Here is a 12352-nt window from a genome sequence, read left to right on the forward strand (position 1 = left end):
GACCGCGCGAGCCGCCGTCAGCCGGGCGGCCCCGACCGCGCGAGCCGCCGTCAGCTCTTGGTCGCGCCCGCCGACGCGGTGGCGGTCTGGCAGCTGGCCTGACGGGACATGGCCTCGCCGACCTTGCCCTCCTCCAGCGTGCTGAGGGCGTCGCTGCCGCTCTTGCTCAGCTTGTCCAGCTCGGCCGCGATGTCCTTCAGACCGTCGGCGAAGTCCGCCTGGTCCTTGGTGTTGAGGCCGTCGACCTGCTTCTTGAGGGTGGCGTAGGACGCGGAGATGCTGTTGAGCTCCTTCACGGCGTCCTGCTGCTTCTGCTCGCCGTTCTCGACGTCGGGCGCGCCGGCCTTGTTCACGGCGGCGCCGATGGCCTTGTAGGCGTCGGACATGTCCTGGAAGGCCTTCGAGTCGGCCTGCTGGACCGCCTGCGGCGTGCTGTTGTCCGAGGTCTCCTTCTGGATGGCGGTGTTGGCCGCCTTGATCTTGGCGGCCTGCGGCTGCACGGCGTCGCAGACCTCCTTCGCCCATGCGTCCAGCTTCTCGTCGCTGTCGTCGCCGCCGCATCCCGTCAGCGCCAGTACCAGTACCGCACCGCCGGACAGTGCGGCCGCGAGCTTCTTGTTCACCGGATTGGTCCCTTCCATGGCCTTCGGCCCCGGAACATACACGCCGGATGGCCTACACCCACTTGTCGAACGTCCGGTAAGAACGTTTTTGTAACCATTTGCACCAGGCGAGACAAGGGTCACGGGCCGAAAACGGTGCGGGCGGGCTGCGCGTCAATCCGCGCCGCCCGCCCGCACCTTGGACCGGTGTCCGTCTCGCCCTACCGGGAAACCACCGCCGGGTCGGGCGAGTTGGGCCTCGGCTGCGCGTCGCCCCCGTCGTCGTCCACGGCGATCCCGCGCCGCTTGGACACGTACACCGCCGCGATGATCACCAGCGCGGAGACGACCGCGATCAGCACCCGCACCCCGACGCTCTCGTCGGCGCCGTAGGAGAACTTGATGACCGCGGGCGCGATGAGCAGCGCCACCAGGTTCATCACCTTCAGCAGGGGGTTGATCGCCGGACCGGCGGTGTCCTTGAACGGGTCGCCGACCGTGTCGCCGATGACGGTGGCCGCGTGGGCCTCGCTGCCCTTGCCGCCGTGGTGGCCGTCCTCGACGAGCTTCTTGGCGTTGTCCCACGCGCCGCCGGAGTTGGCGAGGAACACCGCCATCAGCGTGCCCGAGCCGATCGCGCCGGCCAGGAAGGCGCCGAGCGCGCCCACACCGAGCGTGAACCCGATGAAGATGGGCGCCATCACCGCGAGCAGACCGGGCGTGGCGAGCTCCCGCAGGGCGTCCTTGGTGCAGATGTCGACGACCTTGCCGTACTCGGGCGTCTCGGTGTGGTCCATGATCCCGGGCTTCTCACGGAACTGCCGCCGCACCTCGTAGACCACCGAACCCGCCGACCGGGACACCGCGTTGATCGCCAGCCCCGAGAAGAGGAAGACGACCGCCGCGCCCGCGATCAGGCCGACGAGGTTGTTGGGCTGTGAGATGTCCATCATCAGACTCAGCGGCGCGCCCTCGCCGCTGAGCCGTTCGCCCACCTCCCGCGCGCCGGTGGTGATGGCGTCCCGGTACGAGCCGAACAGCGCCGCCGCCGCGAGGACGGCCGTGGCGATGGCGATGCCCTTGGTGATGGCCTTCGTGGTGTTGCCGACCGCGTCCAGGTTGGTGAGCACCTGCGCGCCCGCGCCCTCGACGTCGCCGGACATCTCGGCGATGCCCTGCGCGTTGTCGGAGACCGGGCCGAAGGTGTCCATCGCGACGATCACGCCGACCGTGGTGAGCAGACCGGTGCCGGCCAGCGCCACCGCGAAGAGCGCCAGCATGATCGACGTGCCGCCGAGCAGGAACGCCCCGTACACGCCGAGGCCGATCAACAGGGCGGTGTAGACGGCCGATTCCAGGCCCACGGAGACACCGGCGAGGATCACGGTGGCCGGTCCGGTGAGCGAGGTCTTCCCGATGTCCCGCACGGGACGCCGGGTGGTCTCGGTGAAGTAGCCGGTGAGCTGCTGGATCAGCGCGGCCATCACGATGCCGATGGCCACCGCGACCAGCGCGAGGATCCGCGGGTCGCCGCTCTTGGCCAGGACGGCCTCGTCGGTCACCCCGGTGAGGTCGGCGTACGACGACGGCAGGTAGACGAACGTGGCGATCGCGACCAGCACGAGCGAGATCACCGCGGAGATGAAGAACCCGCGGTTGATCGCGCTCATGCCGCTGCGGTCGGCGCGCCGGGGCGCCACTGCGAAGATGCCGATCATCGCGGTGATCACACCGATCGCGGGGACCAGCAGCGGGAACGCGAGGCCCGCGTTGCCGAACGCCGCAGACCCGAGGATCAGCGCGGCCACCAGCGTCACGGCGTACGACTCGAAGAGGTCGGCCGCCATGCCCGCGCAGTCGCCGACGTTGTCGCCCACGTTGTCGGCGATGGTCGCGGCATTGCGCGGATCGTCCTCCGGAATGCCCTTCTCGACCTTGCCGACCAGGTCGGCGCCGACGTCGGCGGCCTTGGTGAAGATGCCGCCGCCGACCCGCATGAACATCGCGATCAGCGCGGCCCCGAGGCCGAATCCCTCGAGCACCTTCGGCGCGTCGGCCGCGTACACCAGCACGACACAGGCGGCGCCGAGCAGACCCAGCCCCACCGTGAACATGCCGACCACACCGCCCGTACGGAAAGCGATCTTCATCGCCTTGTGCGAAACGGTGGTGAGATCCTTTTCCGGCTCGCCCTCGGCCGGAGTGGCTTCCCTGGCCGCGGCTGCGACCCGGACATTACTGCGTACCGCGAGCCACATGCCGATATAGCCGGTGGCCGCCGAGAACGCCGCTCCGATCAAGAAGAACACCGACCGCCCGGCACGCTGATTCCAGTCGTCCGCGGGCAGCAGCAGGAGCAGGAAGAAAACGATCACGGCGAATACGCCGAGCGTGCGCAGTTGGCGGGCCAGATAGGCGTTGGCGCCTTCCTGGACCGCGGCCGCGATCTTCTTCATGCTGTCGGTGCCCTCGCCGGCCGCGAGCACCTGGCGCACCAGGACGGCCGCGACGGCCAGCGCCGCCAGGGCCACGACACCGATGGTCACCACGAGCACGCGGTTCTCGTCGGTCAGCACGGCGGCTGCGAGGGATGTGGGTTGGCCCGACTCGTATGAGATGGAAAGCCCCGCCATTCGTCCTCCTTGACGCTTGGGCTGAGCTCAAGATGTGGACGGGATTGTAGGTACCGGAACCTGATCTAAACAGACCGCGAGAAATGTAAATGGCGTGCAGTCGCTCTTCACCATTGATCTCCGGCAGCCGGTCGGCCGGAAATCGGTAATGCCTTTGAGGCATTCTCGTGATCGAATTTTCCCGGGCACGGAGGATCGTGAAAGAATTCACGCGATCTTCCGCTGGGAACCACTGTAAGCGGGGTTCCCGGCACCCGCACATGCCGAAGGGCCCCCAAGCAGGGGGCCCTTCGGAAAACGCTCGGCGTACGGGTGAACCGGTCAGGTGAACGTCGCGGCCGACGGCGTGGTCGGCCACCTCATGCGGATCGATCCGCCGTTCTCCCCGGCACTCACCTCGACGTCGTCGACGAGGCCGCTGATGACCGCGAGGCCCATCTCGTCCTCCTCGGACTCCGCGTCGGGGTCGCCGAGCACCTCGTCGGCCGAGCGGGCCGGGACGGGGGCGTGCGGGGCCTCGTCGCCGACCTCGATGGAGAACTGCTTCTCCTCCTCGATCAGCAGCACCTTCACGGGCGCCGAAATGCCGCCGTGCTGGTGCAGTCCGACGGCCCGGGTGCAGGCCTCGCCGACGGCGAGCCTCACCTCGTCGAGGACGGCCTCGTCCACTCCGGCCCTGCGCGCCACCGCCGCCGCCACGAGCCGGGCGGTCCGGACGTGCTCGGGCAGCGCGCTGAAGCGGAGTTCGACGGTGGCCATGCATCCCCCTCGCGACTACGGGCGTGCGGTGAAGGGGCCGGGCCGCCGAACGCCCGGCCCCCTTCGGTGTCTCTCGTGCTGCCCGGGCACGGCCGCCCGGGAGCGGGTGGTCAGTCGGTCGCCGCCACCGCTTCCTCGACCGAGGTGTGGATCGGGAACACCTTGGTGAGGCCGGTGATGCGGAAGATCTTCAAAATGCGCTCCTGGTTGCAGACCAGGCGCAGCGAGCCCTCGTGGGCTCGCACCCGCTTCAGGCCGCCGACCAGCACGCCGAGACCGGTGGAGTCGAGGAAGTCCACACCTTCCATGTCGACGACAAGGTGGAAACTGCCGTCATTCACCAGCTCGACCAGCTGCTCGCGCAGCTTGGGCGCGGTATATACGTCGATTTCGCCACCGACCCTGACGATCGTGCGATCGCCCACGGTCTCGGTCGACAGAGACAGGTCCACGGATCCTCCAGCACCTAGCTATCGAGCGGTCGCCCTTGGGACATCTCGGCTCAGCCCCCGGGACGGTTCGCCAGCCGCCATGGCATTCAATCACTTACCGGCAGGCGTGCACGACGCCTTGGCCCCATTGTCCGTCACGCCGGTGACACACTCGGTGCCGATGGCCAAGAATCACCGATCCGATCGACCCCCTGCGGACACGCGATCCAGGACCGCCGCGCCGGGCGACGTCCTGGACCGGCTCACGTCCGGACCGAGCCGGGCTTCGCGCATTACTCATACGGAGCACTTGCCCCCGCGTGCGGGTCGCCATGCCGTCTGGCCGGACCGGATCCGCCCGGAGGTGATCGCCGCAGTACAGGCCGCGGGAATCGAACACCCCTGGGCCCACCAGGCGCGGGCCGCCGAGCACGCCCTGGACGGCGACTCGGTGGTGGTCGCCACCGGCACGGCCTCCGGCAAGTCCCTGTCGTACCTGGTGCCCGTGCTGTCCACGCTGCTGGACGGGGCCGAGGCGCCGAACGGCAGGGGCGCCACCGCCCTCTACCTCGCCCCCACGAAGGCACTCGCCGCGGACCAGTGCCGGTCCGTGAAGGAACTTTCACAACCACTGGGCCATTCGGTGCGCGCGGCGGTCCACGACGGCGACACTCCGTTCGAGGAACGCGAATGGATCCGCCAGTACGCCAACTACGTGCTGACCAACCCCGACATGCTGCACCGGGGCATCCTGCCGTCTCACCCCCGCTGGTCCTCCTTCCTCAAGGCGCTCAAGTACGTCGTGATCGACGAGTGCCACACCTACCGGGGCGTGTTCGGCTCGCACGTCGCCCAGGTGCTGCGCCGGCTGCGGCGGCTGTGCGCCCGCTACGGCGCGTCGCCCGTGTTCCTGCTGGCCTCGGCGACCGCCGCCGAGCCCGCCGTCGCCGCCCGCCGCCTCACCGGCCTGCCCGTGGTCGAGGTCGCGGACGACGCCTCCCCGCGTGGTGAACTGGTGTTCGCTCTCTGGGAGCCGCCGCTGACCGAGCTGCACGGCGAGAAGGGCGCCCCGGTCCGCCGCACCGCCACCGCCGAGGCCGCCGACCTGCTCACCGACCTCACCGTGCAGGGCGTCCGCTCGGTCGCCTTCGTCCGCTCCCGGCGCGGCGCCGAGCTGATCTCCGTGATCGCCAAGGAGCGCCTCGCCGAGGTCGACCGGTCCCTGACCCGGCGGGTCGCCGCCTACCGGGGCGGTTACCTCCCCGAGGAGCGCCGCGCCCTCGAACGCGCCCTGCACTCCGGCGAACTCCTCGGCCTCGCCGCCACCAACGCCCTCGAACTCGGCATGGACGTCTCCGGCCTGGACGCCGTCGTCATCGCCGGCTACCCGGGCACCCGCGCCTCCCTGTGGCAGCAGGCCGGCCGCGCGGGACGCTCCGGGCAGGGCGCACTCGCCGTGCTCGTGGCCCGCGACGACCCGCTGGACACCTTCCTCGTGCACCACCCCGAGGCGCTCTTCGACCGTCCTGTGGAGTCCACGGTCCTCGACCCCGACAACCCGTACGTCCTCGCCCCGCACCTGTGCGCGGCCGCCGAGGAGCTGCCCCTCACCGAGGACGACCTCGCCCTCTTCGGCCCCACCACCGAGGAGCTGCTGCCGCAGCTGGAGGCCGCGAAGCTGCTGCGCCGGCGGACGCGGGCCTGGCACTGGACGCGCCGCGAGCGGGCCGCCGACCTCACCGACATCCGCGGGGAGGGCGGGCGCCCCGTCCAGGTCGTCGAGGCGGGGACGGGCCGGCTGCTGGGCACGGTCGACGCGAACGCCGCACACACCAGCGTCCACGAGGGCGCGGTCCACCTGCACCAGGGCCGCACCTACGTCGTCCGCTCCCTCGACCTGGAGGACTCCGTCGCCCTGGTCGAGCAGGCCAGCCCGTCGTACACGACCGTGGCGCGGGACACGACGTCCATCTCCGTCCTGGAGACGGACACCGAGATCCCCTGGGGCGACGGACGCCTCTGCTTCGGCTCCGTCGAGGTGACCAACCAGGTCGTCTCCTTCCTGCGGCGGCGGGTCATCACCGGCGAGGTGCTCGGCGAGACCAAACTCGACCTGCCTCCCCGTACGCTGCGCACCCGCGCCGTGTGGTGGACGGTCACCGAGGACCAGCTGGACCGGGCCCGGATCAACCCGGAGATCCTCGGCGGCGCCCTCCACGCGGCCGAGCACGCGTCGATCGGCATGCTGCCGCTGTTCGCCACCTGCGACCGCTGGGACATCGGCGGCGTCTCGATCCCGCTGCACCCCGACACCCTGCTGCCCACGGTCTTCGTCTACGACGGCCACCCGGGCGGCGCGGGCTTCGCCGAACGCGCCTTCCACACCGCCCGCTCCTGGCTCACGGCCACCCGCCAGGCCATCGCCTCCTGCGAGTGCGAGGCCGGCTGCCCCTCCTGCATCCAGTCCCCCAAGTGCGGCAACGGCAACGACCCCTTGCACAAGCGGGGCGCCGTGCGGCTCCTGGACGTGCTGCTGGAGGGGGCGCCCGAGGAGAAGACGGACGGGGCCGAGGAAGGGACCGAGGAGGCGGAGACCGTCGCCGAGGCTTCCGAGGGGCGCGGCGGCCGGATCAGCGCATCGACCGAGGGGGTGGCGGAGGCGGCACCGGACCCGGAGGCCCCGCCCGTGCCCTGACCTGCGCGGTGAACGGCCCCACGCCGGACGTCACCGACACGTCCGACACCTCGCCGGTCATCACGCACCGCACGAGCCGCGCGTCCTGCGCCCGGGCCACCCGGTCAGCCCGCGCGCACGCCTCCGCCGCACCGTGGGCCCAGTGGTCGGCGGCGGCGAGCGCCGCGAGGTCCGCGCCTCCCGCCGCCCGGTGCCGGACCACCACGGCGTGCCCCAGGGCCAGCACCACCCCGAACACCACGCACAGCACGGCGACCGCACCGACGCACCACACGGAGGCGGAGCCGCGGTCGCCTCTCCGCGTGGCGTCCCTCACCTCGCCGTGCCCACGGCCACCACACCCTCCTCGACCGCCGCGACGGCCTCCTCCCTCAGCTCGTAGGGCAGCGCCCGCAGCATCGGCGCCCTGGCCACCACGGTCACCCTGACCTGCTCGGCGTCCCGGCCCACCGTGACCCGCGCACCCGCCGGCGCGGCCTCCCGGGTCACCTCGACCACCGCGTCCGGCGGATCCTGCCGTGCCGCCGCCCGGGCCCCCGCCCGGGCCGCGTCCACACACTGGATCTGCGCGGCCACCACCATCAGCCCCCACACCAGCGCCGTCACGAACAGCACCAGCACGGGCAGCACCAACGCCGACTCCGCCGTCACGAACCCGCGGTCGCGCCACCTGTCGCCCCGTCCGCCGCGCCATCTGCCGCGTCCCCCGTCACATGCGGCCATCGAGGGCCTGCTGCACGATGTTCCGCAGGGCCGTGCTGACCGCGCCGCTGTTGACCACCCGGTAGAGCACCACGGCGAACGCCACCGCCGCCACGATCCCCATCGCGTACTCCGAGGTCACCATCCCGGCGTCCCTCCGCGCCCCGCGCACCCTCGCCGTCAGGGCACGCAGCCGCGCCCGCACCACCTGATACATCCGAACCTCCATACGTGCCGTGTCCGTTTGTCGTCGCCGGCTGTCGCCGGTTCCGGTCACCGGTCTTCGCCGGTTCTCGTCGTCTGCCGTCGTCCTTCGTCGTCCGCCGCGCCTCCTCACCCACCCCCTCCCAGCACCCCGCCCGCGAGCCCGATCACCACGGGCAGGACGCCGACGGCGATGAAGGCGGGCAGGAAGCACAGCCCCACCGGCGCGCTGATCAGGACCGCCGCCCGCCGGGCCCGAGCGGTCGCCGCGCGGGACCACTCGGCCCGCGACTCGGCGGCGAGCCGGCCCACCGGTGCGGCCAGCGGAAGGCCCGACACGTCGGCCCGCTCCAGCAGCCGGGCCAGCGGGACCGCGCCGGGCAGAGCGGCCAGCCGACGCCATGCCTCCCCCGGCGCACCGCCGAGCCGTACCTCCGCGGCGCCTCGCGCCAAGGCGTCCCCGACCGGGCCGCCCAGGGTCTCCCCGACGGCCTGCGCAGCCGGTGCCGGTCCGGCGCCCGCCGCGATGCAGGCGGACAGCAGGTCGGCGGCGAGCGGTAGCTGGCGTGCCGCCAGAGCCGAGTCGGGCGCGCTCTCTTCGGGGGCCGCCCGCGTCTGCCGCCGGTGCCACTGCCACAGTCCCGCCGCCAGGACCAGCCCCAGCCCGACGCCTACGGTCCCGCCCACCGTCACCCACCCGGCGCCCACCACCGCCACGTACGGCAGCCGGTCGCGCGCGGTTCCGAACAGCGGGAGGAGCGCTCCCGTTCTTCGCCGCTTCCGGGACACGAGCGCGTCGAGTCGCCGCCGTGTCCGCCGCTCGTACCGGAGCCGGTGCCACCAGGCCCAGGACCCCACGAGCACGGCGGCGACTCCCGCGACCGTCCCCAGCCTGTGGACGACGTCGCCACTCATGCCACCGCCTCCTCGGCCCCGCGCATGATCCGCAGCGCCCACCACAGGCCCAGCCCTTCCAGCACCCCGCCGGCCGCCAGACAGACCGTCCCCGACGGCGTGTGCAGCAGGACGTGCAGCGGATCGGCGCCCAGGGCCGCGCCCAGCGCCAGCCCGACCACCGGAAGCCCCGCGAGCATGACCGCCGTGGTGCGGGCCCCGGACAACTGGGCGCGCAGGTCGGCCCGCTGGTCCCGCTCGGCACGCAGGGCCGCTTCCAGCCGGTCGAGGCCGTCCGCGAGTCCCGCGCCCTGATCCACCGCCACCCGCCAGCACGCGGCGAGTCCGCGCAGTCCCTCGGCGCCGGGCTGCCGGGCCGCCGCCGTGAGCGCGTCCGGCACGTCGCCGCCGAACCGCGCCGCCGCCAGCACGGCCGCCTGATGACCACCGAGCCCGCCGGAGTCCCGGGCGGCCGGCAGCAACGCCTCGCCCGGCTGCCGTCCCGCCCTCAACTCGCCTGCCAGCGCCCCGCACAGCGCGACCACCGCGTCCGCTCGGCCGTCCCGCTCCTTGCGCGCCGCGGCCGCCCGCCGCACCTTGCGCAGCACAGGCACCCCGGCCGCCCCCGCGACGACCGGCAGCATCGACGCCCCGAGGACCGCCAGCACCACGCCGACGGCCAACGACGCCCACTCGACGCGGAGTCGTGCCCTGAGCCGGTCCGCCGCCGGCGCGAGACGAGGCCGTCCCGAACCCCGGTCGTCCCCGACGAGCGCCCGCACCCGCCTGACCTCCCGGTGTCCGCCGCCCAGCACCCAGGCCGCCGACCCCAGACAGGCCACCGCGGCGCCCACCGTCGTCCCGGTCACCCCGCTCATGCGCCGACCGCCTCTCGCCCTGCCCGGACCTCCTCGTCCCGCGCGGCGCGCAGCAGATGCCGCAGGCGCGGCCAGGCAGGCTCGGCGACGAAGGTCTCCGGTCCCCACCGCAGCGCCGGGGCCGTCCGCACCAGTCCCGAGGGGTCGCGCTCCAGGACGTGCACCTCGGCGATCCGCCGCCTGCCGCTGCGGTCCCGCACCAGGTGCAGCACCACCGACAGCGCGGCAGCGAGCTGGCTGTGGAGGGCGAACCGGTCGAGGCCCGCCGCGGTGCCGAGCGCCTCCAGCCGGGCGGGGACGTCGCTCGCGGCGTTGGCGTGCACCGTGCCGGAGCCGCCCTCATGTCCCGTGTTGAGCGCGGCGAGCAGATGCACCACCTCGGGTCCGCGGACCTCGCCCACGACGAGCCGGTCCGGCCTCATCCGCAGGGCCTGGCGCACCAGGTCCTCCAGGGTCACCAGTCCCGCGCCCTCCTGGTTGGCGGGCCGGGTCTCCAGCCGCACGACATGGGGATGGTCGGGTCGCAGCTCGGCGGAGTCCTCCGCCAGCACGATCCGCTCGTCCGGCCCCACCAGCCCCAGCAGGGCGCTGAGCAGGGTGGTCTTGCCCGTGCCCGTGCCGCCGCTGACCAGGAAGGACAGCCGGGCGTCCATCAGCGCCCGCAGCACCTGGTCCCCTCCCGGCGGCACCGTCCCGGCGGCCACCAGTTCGTCGAGGGTGAAAGCGCGTGGCCGTACGACCCGCAGGGACAGGCAGGTACCGCCCACCGCGACGGGGGGCAGCACCGCGTGCAGCCGGGTCCCGTCGGGAAGCCGGGCGTCCACCCAGGGCCGCGCGTCGTCCAGGCGCCGGCCGGCCACCGCGGCGAGCCGCTGCGCCAGGCGCCGCACGGACGGCTCGTCCGGGAAGGAGACCGAGGTGAGCATCAGGCCCCCGCCGCGGTCCACCCAGACGCGGTCCGGCGCGGACACCAGCACGTCGGTCACGGCCGGGTCGGACAGCAGCCGCTCCAGCGGTCCGCTGCCGACCAGCTCGCATCGCAACTGCTCGGCCGCGCCGAGCACTTCCGCGTCACCTAGCACCCGGCCCTGTTCACGCAGGGCCTGCGCCACCCGCGCGGGCGTCGCCTCGGCGCCGCTCTCGGCCAGCCACCGCCGCACCCCGTCGAGCAGTCCGGGAGGGATCGCCGCCCCGGTCGTCCCCGTCCCGCTCATGCCGCCCTCACCTCCCCCAGTGCGCGCTCCCAGAACTCCCGGCAGAAACGGGCCAGCGGGCCCCGTCCGGTCACCCCGGGCGGCCGTCCCGTGCCGTACCCGCGCTGAAGGGCCGGTTCGACGGGCACGTCACCGACGAGGGGCAGGCCGAGCAGCCGGGCCACCTCGCGGTCGTCCAGGCCGGGTGCGTACGGCCCCCGGACTGCGACGCGCAGGTCGCGCAGGACCATGCCGACGGCGGAGGCGACGCGGCCGGCCGCCGCGACGGCGCGCAGTTCGGCCGGGACCACGAGAAGCGCCAGGTCGAGCTGGGCGAGGACCTCGGCGACGCCCTCGTCGACGCGGCGCGGCAGGTCGACGACGACGGTTCCGCCGCCGCGCCGGGCGGCGGCGAGGACCGCGCGCACGGCCCGGGGCGGCACCGAGAGGCAGTCGCCGCGGTCCCAGCTGAGCACCCTCAGCGAGTGCAGCTCGGGCAGCGACTCCTCCAGCGCGCCGCCGCCGACCCGGCCGTGCGACGACGCGAAGGCGGGCCAGCGCAGCCCTTTCGCCGTCTCGCCGCCGAGCGCCACGTCCAGTCCGCCGCCCAGCGGGTCGGCGTCCACCAGCAGGGTGCGCAGCCCCTCGCGGGCGGAGGTGACGGCGAGGGCGCACGCCAGGGTGGACGCGCCCGCGCCGCCCCGGCCGCCGATGACGCCGACGGTCAGCGCGGGCCGTCCGACGCCTTCGGCGACGTCGGCGATGCGGTCGACGAGCCACTGCTCGCCGTCGGGCAGCATCAGCACGTGGTCGGCGCCGATCTCGACGGCACGCCGCCACACACCCGGGTCGTCCTGGTCGCGGCCGACCAGCACCACCCCCTGTCTGCGCGGCGCGCCGCGGGCCCGCCGGGCGGCGTCGTCACCGACGAGGACCAGGGGCGCGGCCTCCCAGCTTCCGCGCGGCCCGGGCAGCCCGTGGTGGACCTCCGGGGTGGCGCCGGCGGCCGCGCAAAGGCGCAGCAGGTCGTCGAGGAGACCCGTGTCCTCGGTGACGATCAGCGGTGCGCCCGGACGGTTTCCTCCGGGCGGTGGGTCGTGTGTGACGGTTCCGGTCATGTCGTCCCCAGTGCTCCCTACCTCGCGCGGCCCTCGGGCCTCGCCGGTTCCAGGTGTGGGGGGACCGCGATGCGGTCCCCGCGGACCGGCCGGAGGAGACCGGCCGGACGCGTCCCGGCCGAGCGGAAGCGGATGTGCACTCGCGGCGATCGGGACGCGTGGGAATGACAGTGCAGCGGTCCCGGAAATCGTGGGGATCTTGGTGGAAAACTGTGGACAGGGCGATGGCTGTGAATATCGCGG

The 12352-nt window shown here is 73.3% G+C and carries 12 protein-coding genes; 1 reads left to right on the plus strand and 11 read right to left on the minus strand.

What is annotated here, in order from left to right; all coding sequences use genetic code 11:
* Positions 1-50: 50 nt before the first annotated feature.
* From ACF1AG_RS12355 to bldG, 4 genes are all read right to left on the minus strand, one after another.
* Entirely contained in the window at positions 51-641 is a 591-nt protein-coding gene (locus tag ACF1AG_RS12355) for a small secreted protein (RefSeq protein WP_242592085.1), read from the minus strand.
* Between the two features lie 182 nt (positions 642-823).
* Positions 824-3235: a sodium-translocating pyrophosphatase gene (locus ACF1AG_RS12360; RefSeq protein ID WP_391809706.1), complete on the minus strand. Its 2412-nt coding sequence runs from the start codon at positions 3233-3235 to the stop codon at positions 824-826.
* 321 nt (positions 3236-3556) lie between these two features.
* Complete coding sequence (locus ACF1AG_RS12365; RefSeq protein WP_391809707.1) at positions 3557-3994, minus strand: ATP-binding protein; 438 nt, start codon at positions 3992-3994, stop codon at positions 3557-3559.
* Positions 3995-4104: 110 nt separating this feature from the next.
* A complete protein-coding gene (gene bldG, locus ACF1AG_RS12370) occupies positions 4105-4446 on the minus strand; it encodes an anti-sigma factor antagonist BldG (protein WP_006132569.1) in 342 nt (113 codons plus the stop codon).
* 79 nt (positions 4447-4525) lie between these two features.
* On the opposite strand from bldG, the gene ACF1AG_RS12375 reads away from it, so the two are divergent.
* On the plus strand, positions 4526-7120 hold the full coding sequence (locus ACF1AG_RS12375) for a DEAD/DEAH box helicase (protein WP_359599884.1): 2595 nt from the start codon (positions 4526-4528) through the stop codon (positions 7118-7120).
* Here ACF1AG_RS12375 and ACF1AG_RS12380 read toward each other — a convergent pair.
* The 7 genes from ACF1AG_RS12380 to ssd form a co-directional block, all read right to left on the minus strand.
* Positions 7056-7436 (minus strand): Rv3654c family TadE-like protein, encoded by a 381-nt coding sequence (locus ACF1AG_RS12380; protein WP_359599885.1) that lies wholly within the window; start codon positions 7434-7436, stop codon positions 7056-7058. The genes ACF1AG_RS12375 and ACF1AG_RS12380 overlap by 65 nt on opposite strands.
* On the minus strand, positions 7433-7843 hold the full coding sequence (locus ACF1AG_RS12385) for a TadE family type IV pilus minor pilin (RefSeq protein ID WP_391809708.1): 411 nt from the start codon (positions 7841-7843) through the stop codon (positions 7433-7435). The genes ACF1AG_RS12380 and ACF1AG_RS12385 overlap by 4 nt, the downstream gene beginning before the upstream one ends.
* Positions 7830-8039, minus strand: a complete 210-nt coding sequence (locus ACF1AG_RS12390) for a DUF4244 domain-containing protein (RefSeq protein WP_391809709.1) — start codon at positions 8037-8039, stop codon at positions 7830-7832. The genes ACF1AG_RS12385 and ACF1AG_RS12390 overlap by 14 nt, the downstream gene beginning before the upstream one ends.
* Positions 8040-8155: 116 nt before the next feature.
* The gene (locus ACF1AG_RS12395; RefSeq protein ID WP_391809710.1) at positions 8156-8941 is read right to left on the minus strand and encodes a type II secretion system F family protein; all 786 of its coding nucleotides are present in this window, start codon (positions 8939-8941) and stop codon (positions 8156-8158) included.
* Positions 8938-9798 carry a type II secretion system F family protein gene (locus tag ACF1AG_RS12400; RefSeq protein ID WP_391809711.1) on the minus strand — a complete coding sequence of 287 codons (861 nt, stop codon included), beginning with the start codon at positions 9796-9798 and terminating at the stop codon, positions 8938-8940. The genes ACF1AG_RS12395 and ACF1AG_RS12400 overlap by 4 nt, the downstream gene beginning before the upstream one ends.
* Entirely contained in the window at positions 9795-11012 is a 1218-nt protein-coding gene (locus ACF1AG_RS12405; protein WP_359599892.1) for a TadA family conjugal transfer-associated ATPase, read from the minus strand. The genes ACF1AG_RS12400 and ACF1AG_RS12405 overlap by 4 nt, the downstream gene beginning before the upstream one ends.
* Positions 11009-12109, minus strand: a complete 1101-nt coding sequence (gene ssd, locus ACF1AG_RS12410; protein ID WP_391809712.1) for a septum site-determining protein Ssd — start codon at positions 12107-12109, stop codon at positions 11009-11011. The genes ACF1AG_RS12405 and ssd overlap by 4 nt, the downstream gene beginning before the upstream one ends.
* Between the last annotated feature and the right edge of the window lie 243 nt (positions 12110-12352).

It is taken from the genome of Streptomyces sp. NPDC014764, assembly GCF_043082785.1.
Taxonomy (GTDB): domain Bacteria; phylum Actinomycetota; class Actinomycetes; order Streptomycetales; family Streptomycetaceae; genus Streptomyces; species Streptomyces althioticus.